At 38.6% G+C, this 19908-nt stretch carries 16 protein-coding genes and 1 pseudogene; 16 read left to right on the top strand and 1 reads right to left on the bottom strand.

Annotated features, from left to right (window positions below; genetic code table 11):
- Positions 1-52 precede the first annotated feature (52 nt).
- On the top strand, positions 53-1747 hold the full coding sequence (locus CWB60_RS05875; RefSeq protein ID WP_004586602.1) for an NAD-dependent malic enzyme: 1695 nt from the start codon (positions 53-55) through the stop codon (positions 1745-1747).
- Positions 1748-1899: 152 nt separating this feature from the next.
- Positions 1900-2628, top strand: coding sequence for an SIMPL domain-containing protein (locus tag CWB60_RS05870; RefSeq protein WP_138576356.1), 729 nt, complete (start codon positions 1900-1902; stop codon positions 2626-2628).
- Here the strand turns inward: CWB60_RS05870 and CWB60_RS05865 are convergent.
- On the bottom strand, positions 2618-3976 hold the full coding sequence (locus tag CWB60_RS05865; RefSeq protein ID WP_138576354.1) for a DUF2254 domain-containing protein: 1359 nt from the start codon (positions 3974-3976) through the stop codon (positions 2618-2620). The two genes, CWB60_RS05870 and CWB60_RS05865, sit on opposite strands and share 11 nt — an antisense overlap.
- 118 nt (positions 3977-4094) lie before the next feature.
- Here CWB60_RS05865 and CWB60_RS05860 point away from each other — a divergent pair, with 118 nt between their 5' ends.
- The 14 genes and pseudogenes from CWB60_RS05860 to CWB60_RS05795 all read left to right on the top strand — a co-directional run bounded on the left by CWB60_RS05860 (position 4095) and on the right by CWB60_RS05795 (position 19544).
- Positions 4095-4469 carry an MAPEG family protein gene (locus CWB60_RS05860; RefSeq protein ID WP_054982679.1) on the top strand — a complete coding sequence of 125 codons (375 nt, stop codon included), beginning with the start codon at positions 4095-4097 and terminating at the stop codon, positions 4467-4469.
- Between the two features lie 11 nt (positions 4470-4480).
- Positions 4481-5110 (top strand): sulfotransferase, encoded by a 630-nt coding sequence (locus CWB60_RS05855; protein WP_138576352.1) that lies wholly within the window; start codon positions 4481-4483, stop codon positions 5108-5110.
- Positions 5111-5185: 75 nt separating this feature from the next.
- Entirely contained in the window at positions 5186-5758 is a 573-nt protein-coding gene (locus CWB60_RS05850) for a MiaE family protein (protein WP_024033616.1), read from the top strand.
- A 183-nt stretch (positions 5759-5941) separates the two neighbouring features.
- Complete coding sequence (locus CWB60_RS05845) at positions 5942-7861, top strand: secretin GspD/PilQ domain-containing protein (RefSeq protein WP_138576350.1); 1920 nt, start codon at positions 5942-5944, stop codon at positions 7859-7861.
- The gene (locus CWB60_RS05840; protein ID WP_138576348.1) at positions 7858-8535 is read left to right on the top strand and encodes a tetratricopeptide repeat protein; all 678 of its coding nucleotides are present in this window, start codon (positions 7858-7860) and stop codon (positions 8533-8535) included. Before CWB60_RS05845 ends, CWB60_RS05840 begins: the two co-directional genes overlap by 4 nt.
- 395 nt (positions 8536-8930) lie before the next feature.
- Positions 8931-9320 carry a hypothetical protein gene (locus CWB60_RS05835; RefSeq protein ID WP_024033620.1) on the top strand — a complete coding sequence of 130 codons (390 nt, stop codon included), beginning with the start codon at positions 8931-8933 and terminating at the stop codon, positions 9318-9320.
- Between the two features lie 64 nt (positions 9321-9384).
- Complete coding sequence (locus CWB60_RS05830) at positions 9385-10152, top strand: hypothetical protein (protein WP_138576346.1); 768 nt, start codon at positions 9385-9387, stop codon at positions 10150-10152.
- A 6-nt stretch (positions 10153-10158) separates the two neighbouring features.
- On the top strand, positions 10159-11457 hold the full coding sequence (locus CWB60_RS05825) for a TadA family conjugal transfer-associated ATPase (protein ID WP_138576344.1): 1299 nt from the start codon (positions 10159-10161) through the stop codon (positions 11455-11457).
- Positions 11450-12325, top strand: a complete 876-nt coding sequence (locus CWB60_RS05820) for a type II secretion system F family protein (RefSeq protein ID WP_138576342.1) — start codon at positions 11450-11452, stop codon at positions 12323-12325. The genes CWB60_RS05825 and CWB60_RS05820 overlap by 8 nt, the downstream gene beginning before the upstream one ends.
- A complete protein-coding gene (locus CWB60_RS05815) occupies positions 12322-13137 on the top strand; it encodes a type II secretion system F family protein (RefSeq protein ID WP_138576340.1) in 816 nt (271 codons plus the stop codon). Before CWB60_RS05820 ends, CWB60_RS05815 begins: the two co-directional genes overlap by 4 nt.
- 9 nt (positions 13138-13146) lie before the next feature.
- Complete coding sequence (locus tag CWB60_RS05810) at positions 13147-14310, top strand: hypothetical protein (protein ID WP_138576338.1); 1164 nt, start codon at positions 13147-13149, stop codon at positions 14308-14310.
- Positions 14307-17138: pseudogene (locus tag CWB60_RS21100) on the top strand (response regulator). The gene CWB60_RS05810 and the pseudogene CWB60_RS21100 overlap by 4 nt, the downstream one beginning before the upstream one ends.
- A 337-nt stretch (positions 17139-17475) precedes the next feature.
- Positions 17476-18300 (top strand): alpha/beta fold hydrolase, encoded by an 825-nt coding sequence (locus CWB60_RS05800; RefSeq protein WP_138576337.1) that lies wholly within the window; start codon positions 17476-17478, stop codon positions 18298-18300.
- A 467-nt stretch (positions 18301-18767) separates the two neighbouring features.
- Positions 18768-19544 carry a DNA/RNA non-specific endonuclease gene (locus CWB60_RS05795; RefSeq protein ID WP_138576336.1) on the top strand — a complete coding sequence of 259 codons (777 nt, stop codon included), beginning with the start codon at positions 18768-18770 and terminating at the stop codon, positions 19542-19544.
- Positions 19545-19908: the final 364 nt, after the last annotated feature.

Genomic DNA, 19908 nt, shown 5'->3' with positions numbered 1-19908 from the left:
TTACAATGATAATGGCAGATCATAACTTAAGACTCCGTTAAAGCCTGGAAATATGACAACTAATACTGATCCTAACTACCTTTATATTCCTTACTCTGGCCCTGGCCTAATTGAAACTCCGCTTTTAAACAAAGGCAGCGCGTTTAGTAAAAAAGAACGCGAAAACTTTAACCTTGCGGGTTTGCTTCCTCCACGTTTTGAAACAATTGAAGAGCAGGTTGAGCGTTGTTATCAGCAGTATTCAAGCTTTAACGATAACTTAAACAAGCATATTTACTTGCGTGCCATTCAAGATAACAACGAAACACTTTACTACCGTTTAGTGCGTGATCATCTTGAAGAAATGATGCCAATTATTTACACGCCAACGGTTGGTGATGCCTGTGAAAAATTCTCAGATATTTACCGCAGTGCACGTGGCTTATTTATTTCTTACGAAGATCGCTATCAAATTGACGACATTCTACGTAACGCCACCAAAGGTAAAGTAAAAGTAATTGTGGTTACCGATGGCGAACGTATTTTAGGCCTAGGCGATCAAGGTATTGGTGGCATGGGTATTCCTATTGGTAAGTTATCACTTTACACAGCGTGTGGTGGTATTAGCCCAGCGTACACATTACCTGTAATGCTTGATGTAGGTACTAACAACGAAAAACTTCTTAATGACCCTATGTACATGGGCGCGCGTCATAAGCGTATTGCGCAAGATGAATACGATGAGTTTTTAGACTTATTCATTAAAGCGGTTAAACGTCGCTGGCCAAATGTATTACTGCAGTTTGAAGATTTTGCGCAGCCAAACGCTATGCCATTACTTAAACGCTACCGTAACGAAATTTGTAGCTTCAACGATGACATTCAAGGTACTGCAGCGGTAACTGTGGGCTCTTTATTAGCTGCGTGTCGTGTTAAAGGCTCAACCCTTAGCGAGCAAAAAGTGGTATTTGTTGGCGCAGGCTCAGCCGGTTGTGGTATTGCAGAGCAAATTATTAGCCAAATGGTGTTTGAAGGCATTAGCGAAGCACAAGCGCGCAGCCAAGTATTTATGGTTGACCGTTTTGGCCTACTCACTGAAGGCATGGAAGGCTTACGCGATTTCCAACAAGCACTAGCGCAACCACAAGCTGCATTAAGCGAGTGGACTTACAGCGGCGAATACGCTTCATTATTAGATGTAATGCACTGTGCAGCACCTGATATTTTAATTGGTGTATCGGGTCAACCGGGTTTATTTACCGAGCAAGTTATCCGCGCTATGCACTCAGGCTGTGAGCAGCCGATTATTTTCCCATTAAGTAATCCATCTAAGCAGGTTGAAGCACACCCAGCAGATGTTATTAAATGGACTGAAGGTAAAGCACTTGTAGCAACGGGTAGCCCGTTTGAGCCAGTAGAGTTTAATGGTGAAGTGTTCCCAATTCCACAGTGTAACAACAGTTATATTTTCCCAGGTATTGGCCTAGGTGTAATTGCAGCAAAAGCAACACGCATTACCGATGCAATGCTGAGTATGTCGAGCGAAATGCTTGCTGAGTCATCACCACGTGCAAACACCGGTAAAGGCAGCTTATTACCTGCACTGACTGAAATTGAAACATTAAGTAAGCGTATTGCATTTGCAGTGGCTAAAAAAGCAATTGAAGAGGGCGTAGCTCTTGAGATTAGCGATGATGCACTGTGGGCTGCTATTGATAGAAATTACTGGTTACCTAAATACCGTAACTACAAACGTTGCAGCATTTAATTACGCTGAGTAACGTAAAGTAAATAAGGCTGTACATTGCGTTACAGCCAGTTACAAAAAACAGGCAATTGCCTGTTTTTTTGTGCTTGTTCATTTATTGTTAACCACGTAGGCTCTTTAATGGTGACAACAAAAATACAATGGATAATGCAATGAAAACACACATTCTTTTATTAAGTAGCGCAATTGCCTTAAGTACCTTGAGCCTTGATGCGCATGCAAACTCAACACCTAACGCTCCTCATATTTATGTTAAAGGTGAAGCAACCCTAACCACTATGCCTGACTACGTACAATTAAGCGTAGGCATTGTAGAAATAGATAAAGACCTAATTGATGCTAAAAACAAGGCCGATAAAACCATGGCCAAAGCGATCAAATTAGTAAAAGAGCTTGGCATTAAAGACGGTAATATTAATGCAGGGCATATTTCTATAAATCGCGAAAGCCAATACAACAGAAGCTCTGGCGAGCAAGAATTTAAAGGCTTTAGAGTGTCGCGCACGTTAAGCGTTAAACTCTCGCAAATCGAAAAATACCCTCAGCTGTTGCAAAATCTGGTAAATAATGGCATTAACCAAATAAACCAAACTCAATTTTTAGCGAGCAACTATGAAGAGCTGCACAAACAGGCGCAAAAACTGGCCATTCAAGATGCCCGTAAAGCCGCCAAAGAATTAAGTGCCGATTACGGCGTTGAGCTTAAAGGGTTATATACGGCGTCGCTAAGCCCAATGAACGTACCTGCTCAGCCTTATGCTCGCTCAGAAAAAACCATGATGGTGGCAGATAGCGCACCCGGTAATTTTGTTCCTGATGCGTATCATGCTGGAGAAATCAAAGTAACAGCGTCTAGCTATGCGGTTTACTTTATTGACTAGTATGTTGGCAGGTAAAACGAGCCACTAGTTTATCCCCTTGTGGCTTGCTAATGCGGGCAATCGCGTTAAGCATGTTGGTAATTTCTTGTCTGTCGTATTCGTTACTTACATGCTCGTTTATGTCATCTACAATGGCATTTAAGTAATTAAATAGGCTGTTTCGGGCTGCATCATTGCCATGCGCTACAAACAATATATTTTTAAATGCCTCTAAAACGTTCGTCATTACATACGCATCGCCTTTTGCATAATTTCGCAGTGGCGTAAAGTTATCGTGTAGTAACTCATCAAAACTGGTTTCGTGTATCAAGAGTAGCGGGGCGTTGTCGCTGTGTTTAAACGAATAATTTGTATCGTTAAGCGACAGGCGCTCAATTAATAAAATACTCAGCATATCTATCGATTTAACCGCAGTACCAGGATCGTTAATACCTGGGCTCATTGCTTTAACGGCAATTTCTGAAATTTGCGTTAATCCATAACGGTAATGATCGCTAATGTACTCTTCTATATAAAAAATAAAGCAGTCTAAAATTTTTGCAATAAGTTCTTCGTTATTAGAAATGTCTTTATCGCATTTTAAAAACGGATAGCCTTTAACGGTAAAGTAACCTTGGTTTACCGAGATATACACCCGAATATTTTCCTCGGCTAATATGGCGCATAACTTATCTGTATGCACCCCTTTGTAATAACCCTCGGTAGTACTATTAACTGAGTGCCATTGTGTAAAATCAGGAAAGTCAGTGAATGGTTTATCTGATTGCCTATCAATAATGGCTTTAATTTCGCGTTTAGTTTGGCTAAATAAACCGTTAAGTACATTATCTACTTGAATAGCTTTAGATATTGAATGAATAAAAAATACAAACAAACCAAGCGATACTAAGCCAAACACCAATGACAGCAGCACCCCAAGCGATGGAATAGCGGTATCGCCACCTTCAAGCTTATTTATATTAATGAGCATAATAATTGAGTAAATTATGCTGCCTAAATAAAAGCCCAATACCATTTGATGCGACTTACGGGTAATAAGCCCAGGTACAACCCGCGGAGATAAACTGGCACTGGCCGAATTTAAAACCACCATCACCATAGAAAAACTAAACACCGTAAGCGATATAATACTGCCTGCTAGGGTGCTTAAAATGGTGCGGGCATTTTCGGCGCTATCTACCAGCACAACAGATATAAACGCCTTGAGCTGCTCTACAGGTGCTATGTATTCAAGCGACATGGTAATTACAGCAAAAAGTAAAAAACCAACCGAAAGTACAGAAGGGTAAAAGCCAATGCTGTTGATCATTTCACGATAGCGGTCGGCTACTTTGCGAGGGACAAACATAAATTCCTTTCATTGCGTTATAAAATTCAACTAATACACACTGTAGCATAGTTACTAAGTAAACTTATGATTGCGCAAAACTATGTTATTATTGCCAAAAATAAAATAGGACAACACCGTGATAGTTTCTACGTATGCTGCGCTTTTAGCGTTTTATTATATTTACTTAAGTTTTAATGTGATCAAAGTGCGCCGCAGCGAACAAGTGTCGCTTGGCGATAACGGCAACCCTAAATTACAACGTGCTGTGCGTGCCCATGCTAATTTTATGGAATACGTACCCTTTGCGATTATTTTGCTTTTTTTAGCCGAATACCAAGGCCTTGCCAGCCATTATTGTAATATTTTAGGTGGCGCATTATTAATAGGGCGCGTTTTTCACAATTTAGGCATTGTTGAAAACAACCTTAAGTATCGCCAAATTGGTACCATTGCCACCTTTTTAGTGATGGTTATTAGTGCCTTTTTGTTGCTTGTAACACGCAATAGTTAGTAATAGCAGTTATGAGTAAAATATTTATAATAGGGCTTCCGCGTACTGGCACCACCAGTGTATGCCACGCATTTTTAGAGTTTGGCATTGCCACGGCGCACACTGCGTACACCTCGTATTGTTTTGAAAACGCCACAGCCATAGCCGATACCCCTGTGTTTAATGACTACCGAGCATTAGATAGCCATTACCCCGGCGCTAAATTTATATATTTAGCGCGCGAAAAAACACCCTGGATTGCCTCAATTAGGCAATTGCTGCTGCGAATGCATACTAATTTAACGCGCCCAGACGGTGGTTTTAATATTCATATAAAACGGTGTTACTTAACGACCTTTACTGACTTATCGATTGATAATATTAACCAAGATGATTATTTAGCAAAGTGTTACAACACACATTTAGCTAACGCGCGTGAGTATTTTAAGCACCGCAGTAACGACTACTTAGAAATTGATATAGCAAAGCGACAAAGTTTTGCCGAGCTTACTGCGTTTTTGGGCATTAAAAGCGAGCGCACCGACTTTGAAAAAATGAACATAGGCGGCAAAGTGACCGCATGGAACGATATTAAACACCCGTTAAAAATTGACTCAACAGCAAAAGGGCGCATAGATAAGCATTTACCTTATATGCGTTAATTTTGCCCTGCGCTGCAAGATTTTTACTATTAAATACGCTAAAATCCCCGCATTATTTTTTAAGTAGTACAAAAAATGTTTGAATTAAAATACAACACCCCCTTTGAATGGACCGAAGCGGTTTTAGCCGACTTTAATACGTTTTTACAAGACCACGCTGCTGCTGAGAAAAAGGCATCGGGCATGGCTATTTCTATGCTGTCTCATTACCCAGACAAACGTAAACTGGTAAAAGCAATGACCGATTTAGCGCTTGAGGAGTTAATCCACTTTAAACAAGTGCTTAAACTGCTTATTGAACGCGATACTAATTTAGGTGATGACAAAAAAGATCCATACATAAAACAAATACGCGCTTTATTTAGACATGGCCGTGATGGATTTTTAATGGATAGATTACTGGTTGGCGGCGTTATTGAAGCCCGCGGCCACGAGCGCTTTTCATTGGTTGCTCAAGCATTACCAGAGGGTAAAGAAAAAGACTTTTATGTGGCGATTGCTAAATCAGAAGAAAAACATAAAAACTTATTTGTAGAGTTAGCGTACGAATACTTTGATAAAGAAGAAGTTGATGTTCGTTTAGAAGAGCTACTAGTCGCTGAAGCCGAAATTTGTAAAAACATTCCTTTTACTGCCGCACTGCATTAATACTTTTGGCACAAAGCACTGCTTTGTGCCTTCTCTCCTAACTTCATTTGCATTTTGCAAATCAAAATACTAAAGCCGCCTGTGCTTATATCTCCAATCATTTTAATTTATTGAATTTAAAGCTAAATATTTGCTGGTCTTAAACTTGCTCTGTTAATTCAACGCATACTTGAGGACGCGCATATGTTTAAAGCCATTATTTTTGTAATACTTTTTTTACCGTGCTGTGTATACGCCAAGCAAAGCAATTTAAATTACATAGAAAACGCCAATGGCGATAGAGTAAAAAAAGTATCCCACTTAGTTAAGTGGACCCATACTCGCTTTGTATTTAACCGTGATATAGCACGTGTTGCGCTAGGCCACGAAACCACACTCGATGTAAACGTAGTAAACGGACGCGAGCTATTAATTTTAGCTAAAAAGTTGGGCCGCACCTCTATGATGGTGTGGTATGACGACAACACATCAGAAACATTTTTACTGGGCGTGACCGAAGACTACAGTGTACTTGAAAATGCCCTTAACGATATTCATCCTAATTTAGCGCTCACCATCGCACCTGATAGACACGCAGTAGTACTACGCGGCGAAGTACCTACGCTTAATTATCGCCATGCAGCCCACGAAGCGGCAAAAAATTATTTATACGCTAGTAGCTCGCAAGCGGCGCAACCTGTTATTACCTCTGCGCCTAACCAAGGAATGTTTAATTCTTTAGCGCAGCGCTTACAGGGCATGGGTAATTTAAACAATGGCTTAGCACAAAGCTCAAGTAAAGTAGCGATTATTAACCTTATTAAAGTTACGCAAGCGCCAAAGCCTAAGGAGGCGCGCATAGCGCAGGTGTTAAAATCGATGGGGGCTGACAAAGTAACTGTAAAACGTATTTCGGTTGATGAATTATCAAACGATGATAACGATGTGTTTATGCTCAGCGGCACTGTTAAAAATCAAATTGAACTGGTGCGGTTGTTAAATACCATCAATAAATTATTTGAACCAGAGCAAGCAAGCCAAGCACCCACATCGGCACTAGATCCAAACGGGCTTATCAGTAGCGCAACGCAAAACGAAACAAGCGCTATTGAAGTACTCGCAAATGAGTCTGGCGGGTTATTAAATGGCGATTCTGGCCTGACTTTAAGCAATGTAAATTCAAACGTAGCGCGGGCTACTTTGCTTTCGGTGGCTAAAGGTAAAGTGCTCTCAAGCATTGAAGTAGAAGACTTACCTCAAGTGAGGGTGTCGGTGCAGCTTTATGAAGTTAATCAGCGCCGCTTAAAGCAATGGCGTCCGGATATTAGTGTGCTTTCGAATGGGTATAACAACGAGCAAGGTTTATTTGGCCTAGAAGGCATGAATGCCCGTGAGTCTGGCTCAGCATCAATAGAAAACGCACTGCAATTAATTGGCGGACAATTAACAAATAACTTGCAGTTATCAACCTCGCAATTTGCCATTGATATGTTGTTTTCTTTGCTAGAGCAAGAGGGAATTTCAAGAACGCTTTCGCGACCTACACTTACCGTACTTGCAGGCGAAAGCGCGGTATTTAAAGTAGGCGGCGAAGTGCCAGTACCTACAAGCTACAGCCCATCTGGCGTTACCAGCGGGCAACAAGGTAACAGCGGTTCAGTGTTTAGTGGTACTGAGTTTAAATCGTTTGGCGTTGAGCTCAATGTTCGTGCTTTAGTGGATGACAAAGACCGCATAACCCTTGATTTAAATCCTGTTATTTCATTGCCAGACACCACACTCACAGCAGAAATAGCACAAAGCACCGGCAGCAGTTTAAACAGCAGTGCATTTAATACGCGCAGCATGCAAACATCTACCCGTTTACAAGACGGACAACCTTTAATTATTGGTGGCTTAATTAGTACAGATAACAACGCTAGTCACGACTTTGTACCTGATGCAAACGGCGAGAGCCTGTTTGGTAAATTAAGCGAAACAACCAGTAAAAGCGAAAACAACCGTGAGTTGATTATTGTGGTTACCCCTAATTTAGTCCGCGAGCCGGTTAATAATTTACGTGTGTGGCAAACAGTTGATTTAGATAGCCAAATGGCCAGTTTTATACAGGAGCAAGGGTTATGAGAATAATATATATCGTTATTTTACTGAGTGTATCGGGCTGCGCACATATAGATTATGCGCCCAGTGTAAACCCACATACTGCACTCAGTGAAATTGTTACTAAGTATGCATTAAACAGCAGTGCTTTAACTTGTGAAGGGGTAAGCGCGGTTAATTGTTTAGCCTTAGTGCATGAGCTTAATCAGTTAATTCTTGAGCACCCGAACAATAAGGTTATTTTATCTGTATCAGCTTATGCGCTGTATAAAAGCGGACGAGCTAATCAGGCGCAATCGGTAATAAACAAGCTTCTTAATTTACCTAATCCGCCTTTAAACGCGCTATCTTTAGGTATTAACTTGGCTATTGAGCGAGGTAATTTATCCAAAGCAAAACAAATAGCCCAATACGCCATTGATGAATTTGGTACTGAGGCTTCACCGTATTTACAAATGGCGTCTATTTATTATGCGCAAGGGCATTATGTTATTGCAGCTAACTATTTAGAGCTTGCCTATAAATTTGGCACGCATAAAAGCCATTATTACTATCACAAAGGGCTAATAGCTGAGGCGACACCTGATAACGCATTGGCGTGTCATTATTATAATGAGGCAATAGGTTTTGATGCGCAGCACAACCAAGCCACAGCGCGCTACGCGAAACTTTCGGTACTTGGTAATTGTGAAAGTTAAGGCCGCAAGGCCTTTTTATTTTATTAAACTGCACACTCCTTAGTTAAACCCGCTCATAAAAAGTAAAAACAACGTACCTACCTAAACAATTAAAATAGCCTTACTCGTCGTTGTTTAAACCTATCTCGCTTTGCGAATACCCCCCCTCTAATTGCTCACCACTATTACTTTTAAAAGCTTTGTATAAATGAGTTAACAGCTTGCCTTTTAATTAATCTCTGCTTGCGTTGTAACGCACTTTAATAATGATTTGCAAAATGCGAATCATAACAAGGATAAGCAAAGCATATTTTAAATATTAAAACAACATACTGATTTTTATAAACTTAATTAATGGCACGGTCCTCGCTATATATAAAGTGGGCATAAGCTCTAACACATTTAAGGTGATCATTATGAAAACTATGAAAAGCAACTTAAACGGTAAAAAACAACAAGGCTTTGTACTTACTTCTGAGCTAATTATTCTTTCAACTTCTATGGTGGCAGCGCTGGTAATTGGTTTATCAACCTTACGAGACTCTGTAACCAGCGAGCTTGAAGATGTAGCAGAAGCAATTGGCTCGTTAGATCAAAGCTATGTATTTGATGGCATGATCAACGCCGAAGGCACTGCAGAAATTTCAGGCTCTGGCTATGTTGATGCAGTAGATGTTTACGCTGGTGATGGTAGCTCGTTTACTTTTGTTGCCTCTGACTTTAGTGAAAGTGCTGCACTTATTAATGCAACGCCAAGTGGCGATGCTGCAACACGTACAGCAGCAGGTGGTTCACAAGGTAATTAAAATTATAACTACCTAAATCACACTGCCACAACCGTGTGGCAGTGAAATTTGTCAGGAGGAAATTATGAAAAGTAAAAATAATAAAGGGGCGACTACCGATGCACTCACCTTACTTATCACCTCTGGCATGTTGGCCTCAGCGCTTGGCATCAGACAAGTAAACGAACAAGACTTAGTTACTGCCTGGGTGGTAAATAAAAATATGTCGGCGGGGCAAGTAGTGAGTGTGCACGACATTAGCCAAAAAGATGTAAACCCCAGTAACTATGCAAATATGGCGCTAAGTATACAAAATCCCCGCGCCTTTATTGGTAAGCAATTAGCCACTAATAAAATGGGTGAACAACCACTATTTGAAACAGATTTTATGCAGGTTAAAAGCCAAAATTTATCAGAGGCGATCCCCGCAGGCAGAGTGCTTTATACATTAAAATTAACCACTTTAGATATTCCATTATCGCGGGTGCACAAAGGCGACCGCTTAGATATTGTTGCTAAAACAAACCGGCTTGTAAGAACCGTTGCGCGCGATGTGCAGCTTATTGGCATTTCAAAGGGTCCTGGCAATAAAGCGCAAAAAAATGGCGTTATGGACAGCCTAGCAAAAAAAGAGCCGGGAACCAGCGCGGGTGTGTCATTAGTGTTGGCTGTACTTCCTAAAGATGTGTATTCGTTAGCCGCAATTGATACCCAAGATAAGGTATCGATAATTGTGCACAGCGCTTATGACATTGAACAAGGGCGCTTACAAAATTTCTCCCAATTACAAACTAGCCGAACAATTCAAGTGGTTAAAGGCGTTAAAAACCAAGCTGTATATGTAGCTAAGTGAGGCGCTATGTTTAATTTATCAAGTAAACCAGAGTCTGTAGAAACCAATTTAAATACCTTTGAATCACTTAAAAAAATTCTCCACGATGCGGTAATTGAAGAATACGAGCAAGACCCAAGTGCTTTGCTTAATGATGCGCTGCTTGAAAAAATATCTGCCCTTTGCAGTGATATTGACGAATTTGCACAATCATCATTTAACAGCCATCAACAAGCTCAAGTAGTACAAGCCGTTTACGACGAAATACAAGGTTTAGGGCCAATAGCGCAATTTATGCTGGATGACCAAGTAAGCGATATTTTAATTAACGATACGCAAAATATTTGGATAGATAAGCAAGGTAAACTGCTATGTACAGCCAGTAAGTTTGACGATGAACGTCACTTACGTCGTTTTGTTGATAGATTACTTGATAGTTGCGCTCGACAAGTTAACGCACTGACTCCCATTGTAGATGGCAAACTAAAAGATGGCAGCAGGGTACATATTGTAGTGCCACCGGCATGCACCAGTGCTGCTATTGTTTCGATTAGAAAATTTAACCACAAAAAAATTAACGATGATTTTTTAATCGAAAATAAGTTTTTAAGCAAAAACTGCCTCACTTTTTTAAAAACCGCGGTGGCCTTAGGGGTCAATATTTTAGTGTGTGGAAATGCCGGCGCAGGCAAAACCACCTTATTAAATGTACTGGCTAATTCAATAAATACTAACGAGCGGGTAGTAACTATAGAAGAAAGTGCAGAGCTAAATTTGCATCATAATCATGTGGTGCAATTAGAGGCGCACGACACCAACAGCGATGGCAAAGGCGCCGTTACCCTGCGTGATTTAGTAAAAGCGGCACTAAGAATGCGCGCCGATAGAATACTCGTAGGCGAAGTACGCGCAGGTGAAGTAATAGACATGCTGCAAGCCATGAACTGCGGCCACCAAGGCTCAATGACCACCGTACATGCTAATAGTGCAAGCGATGCGGTAACCCGATTATCAACGCTAGTGCAATTACATAACGCGCAGCTAAGCGATACCCACACCAGCGCATTAATCGCATCAAGCATTCAGTTAATTGTGCATGTTTCTCGAAATACAAACGGTGTAAGAACCCTAAAAAGTATTGGCGAAATAAAGCGAGTAGACGCACGTGCGCAATACTCTGCGCTGTATAGCGTAAGTGATACCGAGCAAGTAAATGAAGAGGCAATTACTACCTCAAGCGTAGTGAGCTTTATGCAAAGCCAAGGTGCCAACGCAAACGAAATAAGTGCATTACTGAAACCGGCCAGGGAGCGTAATTATGAATAAACTTGATTACTTACTGGCCATAGCAAGTGTTATGTCATTTACTTTAGCACTGAGTGTTTTTATAACACTTAAAGTAAAAACACACGCTGCAAGTACTAAGCACGAGGTTGATGTACTTGAAGAAAAAGACATTATCACAGTGTCATTGCGGGTACTTGGGATTAACATCAGTAATGCTTTATTTATAAGCGTTGCTTGCTCGCTTGCCACCAGTACTTGGTATGTTGCACAGTATTTTTACCCTCAAGCAACTACGAGTGCATTAATCGTTTCTTTGGTTGTATTTATAACCTGCTTTATAGTGATTATTGATTTAGCACACTATAAATTAGCCAAGTTTGAGCACTTATTTTTAGAGTACATAGAAACCGTACAATCGTGTTTAAGTACTGGGCTTTCACTTGTTCAGGCTATGCAATTTGCCGACGAACACGCCGATAAATACATTAAACCGCAAAGTCATTTATTACTGCAGCGCTTAAATATGGGCAGTGATATACAAAGCTCATTTGCCCCTTTAATTAAACGCTACAACTGCGAAACCGTGCGGTTATTTTCACATAGCATAATTACTCATACACAAAGCCAGTGCGATTTAACTGACATGCTTAAAAGTGTATGCAAAATGATGTCGTTAAGAACGCTAGATCGCCAGCAGCTCAAAGCTAAGCTTTCTGGTACTAAATACGCTGCGCTGTTTAGTGGCGTTTTACCCTACGCTTTAGTGCCTTTATTTAATTACACAGATCCAACCTGGTTCGATCCGCTGTTAAATAACCCCAATGGCATGGCGTTTATTACCGTTGCTGTGCTTTGCCAGTTATTTGGCTTTTTATGGCTTCGCCTAAGCTTGAGGGTAACGCTATGATAGACCTATTTTTATTTGTTGGCTTATTGGTGAGTATGGGTGCATTTATCCATATTCAAAAGCAGTCATTAAAGGCTGAGGTTCAGCAACCTATCAAAACCAATATAAATTGGTATCCATTAATTGTTATTTCAAAAAACCAATTTAGACAGGCAGGGTATCAGTTAAATAAAATTTTATTGAGCATGTACTGCTTTAAAATTTCCGCCACATTTTGTGCTTATACTGCCATAGAGATCACTGGTTATGTATTAAGTACACCGCTTGTAGCCATTATCTGTTTTATTAGCTTTTTTGCGCCTGATATGTGGTTTTTATTTAAAAAAGGCCATCGTAAAGTACAAATAAACAATAGCTTAGAGTTTTTTTTAAGTGTGCTGTTAGTGTATATGCGCGCTGGCTTTTCGCTAGAGCGCGCATTTGCTTTAGCGGTTGATCACGGGTTAAGTAAAAAACACCCTTTATATAAAGAGCTTAAACTATTTTTGTTTGAGCTCAGTGCCGGTAAAGACCGCGAAACAGCCTTTAATTCGTTATATGACAGAACAGAGGTTTCGGGTTTAAAAAAATTAGCTAATTTAATGCTTATTGGCTCTAAGCTTGGCACCCCATTAATACAGGCGGTTGAGTCACAATTAGAAAGCTTTGCGCTTAAAAAAAATATTTTATTAGCTAAAAAAGTAAATAAAAAAGCACTGCATACCACCTTTCCCATTATCTTAATTTGTTTTCCTATGTTTTTAGTACTGGTGTTCTTTCCTGCAGCGCTGCAGGTAATGAATGTACTAAAAATGCTGGTTGAAGTGCTATAGGAGCGCTCTATGAATAAACAATACCAAAAGGGCTACATACTCACTATTGAGCTGATTTTAATTATTACCATTTTAATTATTGGCTCTATTGGGGGTGTTATTTTAGTGCGCGATGCACTTATTAAGCGCTATCACACAAAGGTAGATAACCAAATAACAGTGGTTGATGCTAATAACACTCCTTTGGGAATCGCCATTGGGTTTGATGAGCACCAAGCGCCTTTAATTTTTTACACAGACCGCCAAGCAAATTCAACATACCGCGCTTTAATTGGGATACGCGATGACAGGTTCACCTCACGAGAAGCCATTTATTACGATGCGCCTAATTGCCAAGGCAACCCGTGTATAAAAAGTTTAAGTGATGAGTTTTCAGATAGTTTAGGAGTTAGTAACACCGCGAATAGTGGCAATGTAAGTTATATAAATGCGCTACAACAAGGCCCTAATTATGCCATTGGCCAATTAAGTAACTCCGTAATGGGGCAATTACTAAAAAGTACAGCATTAGCGTGCCCCGCAACAGGTGACGAGATTGTATCGCGCTATATGTCTCAAAAGGTAGTTACTGGTAACCCATGCGAAAGCTTTTCAATTGCTAAACAACAAGCCGATAGTAGTTGCTTGGTTGGTGTAACTGCGCTTGGTAATCCGTTACTAGGCATAGACAGTCAGCAATTATCGCAGTCGTGCAATAGTTGCCAAACAGGGTATGAGCCGCAAGGCGATATTCTTGATTTATATTTGCCACAAGTTGAAGTGTTATTAGGAACCGCGCTTGATGCACTGTCGCTCATAGGTGTAGCAAGCAGTGTAGATGTAGAGCTAGGCGGTATTTGCTGCCCACATGGTACGCAACTAGAAGAAGATGAAAATATAGTAGAAACACTGGTATTTACTATTTTAGAAACAACTTTTGAGCTGCTAGGTATCGATTTAATAAATAACGACATAATTATTCAAACGCTGGCCCTTATTGGCATAGAGCCTGGCGTAACTTACTGCGAGGCTTCGCTCAATTTAACCTCGGCAGAGCCGGTGTTAAATGTACAAGGCGAACCTGCTTTAAATAACTTACTTCCGCCATTTAGAGTAAAACTTCCATCACATACAAGTGCTAACAGCACGCGTTGGATTTCTACACCGCCGAAAGGTGAAGGAGTGCGCCCATGAACAGCTTATATGCAAATAATATAAATGAATTTAACAACACACAAATAGATGAAATAAAACAAGAAATAACCGAAACACTGACCCTAATGAAGCAGTTTTACGATGTTTCTATTGTTAAATTCGTTGATTATAATGCCTTGTATACGCAACAAATTATTAGCTGCGATGACCCATACAAAGCCGACAGTGAATTAAATAGCTTGGCACAAACGTGCACACAAGAAAAACTCTACATAATTGAAGACACCTTATTTGACCCACTAACAAAAGGGCGCTGCCAACAGGTACGCTTTTACTCTCAATATCCCATTTATAATTTAGATAACAGCTTAATTGGCGTACTGATCATTGCCGATATTTCACCTAAAACACTTATTGGCTCTCAAAAAGAGCAATTTGTATCTTTTGCGCAATTACTGCAAACCCAGCTTAATAAGCATTTTACCCCAACTAAGACAATTAAACCGAGTGAGACAAAATCACTGAATCGATTTGTTCACTTATTTAGCTTAGCGCCGGTGGCCTTTTTAATTGCGCTGGTTATTTGCTCGTTCTCGGCTTTGCTTTTATATACGTTAGATAAAAAAGATAAAAAAAGTGCCTATGCCATACAAACTCAGCAGTTAAGGCAAACGCTGTTTGATGCATTAGAGCGTTTTGACAACCAAGCACTTTACATTACTCAAAAAGATAAAATTGTCGCAGGCTTTTTAAAAAGCCAACAAAGTTATACTCAGCAACAATTAAGTGATTTAGTAAAAACGCAGGTATCAAGCAGTTTAACGTATAAAGGTTTTGTTGTATTTGATAATGACTATAAACAACTTGCCATATGGTCTAAAAACAACTTTGATTTAGCAGCTTATGGCTTTACTAATTGGCTAAACGCATTTTCAATGCGCGCAAATAAACAATCAGTAGAGGTATTTACTGTTGCCGATACAGCGTTTTTAATTTCAGAAATAAACATGGGTAATAGCGCTATTTATACACTCACAGCCTTTGATTTAAGTAAGTTTTTAAATGCCATAATAGGTAAACTAAATACGCAAAATTATAATTTATTTATATCAACCCCTCAGTTTATATTAGGAAGTAGGGGGGAGCTAAATTTTAAAACTATCCCTAACAGCATAAGCGCAGCAAGTAGTCGTTTTCCTGCTACGTGGCGCTTGCATGTGCAACCCATTAAACCAATAACGCCTGCTAATGTATCTAGGTTCGACTTATTTAAACTGGCATTAATTAGCTTAGCTATATTTGCATTTGTTTATTATTTTTTACGTTTACCAAGGCGCTTACATGACGAAATTAAACAAAAAAATACCCTTATACTTAATAGAGAATCGCTGTTTTCAAGCTCGCTTGATGCGCTGCCGCATGGCTTTGCCATTTTTAATAGTAACGAATTTCCGGTAATAACTAATCAGGCATTTAACGAATTGTTTTCTCATGTTATTCAAAACAATAAGCAATTAAGTTACAGCCAAATAATGAGTATTTCTCAACAAAATAATATTATTACCCATTATCAAGAACATAATAAATTAGCTAATGAACATAGCCAATTAATAGATATAGGATTTAGCGATGGCCGCTGGATCACCGTTGTGCAAAGGCATACCGACTTTGGTGGCTTTGTTTGTTACTTTAGAGATGAAACACAAGCGCATCAAAAAGAGTTATTACTTGCCCAAGTAGTAGAAAAATCTAAGCAAGCTAACCAGCTCAAAGATAAATTTGTAGCACGCTTAGCAATGCAATTAAAAGCGCCACTTAGTTCTCTGCAATCTATAGTAGAGCTTAATTATAAAAACAGTAAAGCCAATTTTAGCAATGAGTTAGAAAATGCATGCACACAGTTAAGTTGTGTTGTGCAGCAGTTGGTTAATATAAATAAAACCGATACCGGTAAATTAAAGCTTAAAATGAGCGCTATTAATTTAGCTGACTTACTTAAAAATACGGCCGATATTCTTAATAAAGACTCTGATGATAAAAATATAATTATTAATAACAATGTGCCCATAGATAAAGGCATAAGCAGTGATGAAAAACTGATTATGCAATTAATTATTCAGCTGGCTAGTGAGCTTATAGAAAGCACACATCAAGGCAAATTGTCGTTAAATTCTGAGCTGATTAACGAGCAAGGTAAACATTATTTGTCGCTGGATTTTTCTATAAATAACTTAGCAAATCAGGGGAATTTTTATAGTCAGTTACAAATGGTAAGCAAACAACGGTCTTTTGAAAGCGATATTAATTTTGATGCTACTTTAGAGCTGCGGTTTTTTATCTCAATTTTTAAAATGCTCGGCGGTAAAAATATTACTGTGCACGAGCGCGGTAAAACAACATCTATTAATTTATCGTTATTAGTTAACACGGTAGAATTGTTACCCGTAAGTGCAAACAAGCAAGAACCCATTACTGTAACTACAACGCATACAGAATTTAACAACACCAAATCGTTGTTATTAGTTGATGATGAACCGCTCGTAGAAATGGTTATTAAAGCCATGCTGAAAGATGAAAACGTAGCAATAGATTATGCAAGCAATGCAATAGAAGCTATGTTGATGGTGTCGCAAAATAATTACGATATTATTTTAATGGATATTGTTATGCCATAACTCTCGGGCACAGACGCGATGCTTAAAATAAAAAAACATAACGCAGACAAGCAAACCAAAATTATTGCACACACTTCAGATTCTGACACAAATAGTAATGCTAAGTATGTTGAGCTTGGGTTTGACGACATGCTTGAAAAACCAGTAAAGCAGCAAGTATTAATTAATAAAATTAAGCATTTGCTAAGCTAGGCCAAATTAAACAATATAAAACTGTAAAATACACAGGGCCTATTATTTTTAATAGGCCCAAACCGGCAGTAATTATTTCATGTAGCTGCTACTTTATTTCATAATTTTAAAAATGAAGGTTATTTTATAACTCTTTTTATTTATTCTTTTCGCTTAACTCAAAATAAATCCTACTTACTATTAATAGCCACAGAGCGCGTTTTAAAAGGCTCTCAGGTATTTGTAATTATTAAAACCTCAAGAAAATTATGTAAAAAACAAGCTGGGATGATAATTGCTCATCACTATACATACACAGGTTTAGGCTAAATTTTAAATATTGATGAGGATATTAAGTATGAGTAAAACACAAACCATTACCGTAGAAGGCCACAAAATTGCGTATCAAGAAATGGGCGAGGGCACACCTCTACTATTATTACATGGTATTCCGACTAACAAATCGTTATGGCGAAATGTTATGCCAACACTGAGTGAGCAACATCGTGTTATTGCACCTGATTTACTCAATTACGGCGAATCGGATATGCCAAAAAATACCGATGTATCAATTAATGCCCAATGCAAAATAATCAGTCAATTTATGGATGAGCTAGGTATTGCTAAAGCAAACATTGCCTCTCATGATATAGGTGGCGGAATTGCACAACTCATGGCGGTAAATTACCCAGATAAAGTAAACAGCTTAATATTAATTGATAGTGTTTGCTTTGATTCTTGGCCAATACCCGAGTTTGAACCTTTGCTTAAACCTGGTGTAGAGCAAGAAACATCAGTTGATGAGTTTGTTGATACGCTAAATGATTTTATGCCAAAAGGTGTATACGATAAAAGCATAATGACCGATGAGCTGAAAAAACAGTATTTAAAGCAATGGAGTAATGAGCAAGGTAAAGCAGCGTTATTCAATAATATGCGCCGACTTAATAAAGAGTACACACAAGCAATTGCCGGTGAGCTTAAAAGCTTAAAGCATGAAACCCTCATTTTATGGGGTGATGAAGATAACTTTCAAAAACCTAAATATGCACCTCAGTTAGCTCAAACCTTACCAAATGCAACACTAACTTGGATAGAAAAAGCAGGGCACTGGGTTATAGATGAAAAACCAGAACGAGTAACTTCGTTAATGGGTGAATTTTTGGCTGATAAAAAGTTTTAAAACACCTTAGTTTTAAAGGCCTAGTTAGCCACTTTGGCTAACATGTATATAAAACCATGCCGTTTGAGCTGTATTAATTTTTATATAATTAGTTATTCAAACGGCTTTTTGTTTTCATCTATTTTTAGTATTAAACCATTTAAGTATAAATCGCTATTAATTGCTCAACATTCACACATTAAAATTGTGCGTATACGCTTTATATCAGGGTGATTACGCATAGAAAATCACAAAGAGATCAATTTAACATAATACATATAGGTATATAAAAACCCCTTCATTCGCTATGTCTACAAGTGACGTTACTACGTTGAATATAAGGCGAGGGTAACTGTATACTTGCGACTTTTATTAGTAATACCAAAAGCCTAAGACGATATTATTGTATTTATAAACAATTAGTTAGATACATATTGCTGTAATAATGTACTGCTAATTTTTACCCTCATTTAATTGAGGATAAAACAATGAAGACAATAATAAAGGCATCAATAGTACTTACAGGTTTATGTTTTGCGCACATTGCAAGTGCAGACAATTGTTTACAAGGTTGCCCAACAGGTTTGAATAATGGTAATACAATTGAGCGAAGTATTTATACTTTAAAAAATAATCGTTATACAAAGTTTGCAGATTGGGTAGCTTACCATGTTACGATTAGCACTATGAGTGGACCATCGAGAAGCAGAAGTTGGAAAGCCGATCCTGACCTATACTCACATTACACGTTAGAGCCTAATGATTATACTGATGCATATGCAACAATAAATACCGATAGAGGCCATCAAGTTCCATTAGCATCTTTTAGCAATACGGATGATTGGAAACTAACAAACTTACTTTCTAATATTACGCCGCAATCATCCGCATTAAATCAAGGCCCATGGGTTAGGCTTGAATCTGCAGTGCGAAATCACGTAGGAAATGGAAATGATTTATATGTAGTAACAGGTCCATTATACGAATATTATTTTGCAGAGTTACCACAAGCTAACGAAGCGCATACCATTCCAAGTGGCTATTTTAAAATTGTTATGCAGCAAACTGGTAGCACAATTAAAGCATCGGCATTTATTATGGAGCAAACAGCAAATCGCAGTGATAACTTTTGTAATACCGAAGTAAGTATTGATGAAGTTGAATCGCGCTCAGGTATAAATGTAATGCCAAACTTATCGTATAACAGTGCACAAACAATTGAATCATCAATATATGGTTTAAGGTCTGAACTAGGTTGTAACTAAGTCATATTATTTTTGCGTTAGGCCTTAGGTTTTGAAGAACTTAAATCTAAGGCTTTAAATTAAACCTGATATGAGTCGCAAAAAATCTTGTAGCAGTAAGTTAGCTCTAAATAAAATGATAGAAACAACGATTACTAAATTTGATTCTGTTTAAAAAGGTAATTAATTTTCATAAAGGGAATATAGAGGCTGCTATATGGAATTTGTAATTGCTTGGTTTTATAAGATTGAAAGGCTACATAAATAGTTGCGAAAATATCAGTGTAAAAACTAGTCCGTAAGTTGTTGTTAAAAGTTACTGTGCATAACAATTTAAACGGTTAACTGAAAGACCAACTTTAAAACGACTATTACTCAAAACACC

Source organism: Pseudoalteromonas sp. S327, assembly GCF_005886415.1.
GTDB lineage: Bacteria > Pseudomonadota > Gammaproteobacteria > Enterobacterales > Alteromonadaceae > Pseudoalteromonas > Pseudoalteromonas atlantica.
Note: the sequence above shows the minus strand (reverse complement) of the source record. Positions and strands in the feature narration are given on the sequence as shown.

Excerpts from the sequence above, each read along its gene's own strand:
- CWB60_RS05875 (WP_004586602.1), top strand. The coding sequence starts at position 53 with ATGACAACTAATACTGATCCTAACTACCTTTATATTCCTTACTCTGGC.
- CWB60_RS05870 (WP_138576356.1), top strand. The coding sequence starts at position 1,900 with ATGAAAACACACATTCTTTTATTAAGTAGCGCAATTGCCTTAAGTACC.
- CWB60_RS05865 (WP_138576354.1), bottom strand. The coding sequence starts at position 3,976 with ATGTTTGTCCCTCGCAAAGTAGCCGACCGCTATCGTGAAATGATCAAC.
- CWB60_RS05855 (WP_138576352.1), top strand. The coding sequence starts at position 4,481 with ATGAGTAAAATATTTATAATAGGGCTTCCGCGTACTGGCACCACCAGT.
- CWB60_RS05850 (WP_024033616.1), top strand. The coding sequence starts at position 5,186 with ATGTTTGAATTAAAATACAACACCCCCTTTGAATGGACCGAAGCGGTT.
- CWB60_RS05845 (WP_138576350.1), top strand. The coding sequence starts at position 5,942 with ATGTTTAAAGCCATTATTTTTGTAATACTTTTTTTACCGTGCTGTGTA.
- CWB60_RS05840 (WP_138576348.1), top strand. The coding sequence starts at position 7,858 with ATGAGAATAATATATATCGTTATTTTACTGAGTGTATCGGGCTGCGCA.
- CWB60_RS05835 (WP_024033620.1), top strand. The coding sequence starts at position 8,931 with ATGAAAACTATGAAAAGCAACTTAAACGGTAAAAAACAACAAGGCTTT.
- CWB60_RS05830 (WP_138576346.1), top strand. The coding sequence starts at position 9,385 with ATGAAAAGTAAAAATAATAAAGGGGCGACTACCGATGCACTCACCTTA.
- CWB60_RS05825 (WP_138576344.1), top strand. The coding sequence starts at position 10,159 with ATGTTTAATTTATCAAGTAAACCAGAGTCTGTAGAAACCAATTTAAAT.
- CWB60_RS05820 (WP_138576342.1), top strand. The coding sequence starts at position 11,450 with ATGAATAAACTTGATTACTTACTGGCCATAGCAAGTGTTATGTCATTT.
- CWB60_RS05815 (WP_138576340.1), top strand. The coding sequence starts at position 12,322 with ATGATAGACCTATTTTTATTTGTTGGCTTATTGGTGAGTATGGGTGCA.
- CWB60_RS05810 (WP_138576338.1), top strand. The coding sequence starts at position 13,147 with ATGAATAAACAATACCAAAAGGGCTACATACTCACTATTGAGCTGATT.
- CWB60_RS05800 (WP_138576337.1), top strand. The coding sequence starts at position 17,476 with ATGAGTAAAACACAAACCATTACCGTAGAAGGCCACAAAATTGCGTAT.
- CWB60_RS05795 (WP_138576336.1), top strand. The coding sequence starts at position 18,768 with ATGAAGACAATAATAAAGGCATCAATAGTACTTACAGGTTTATGTTTT.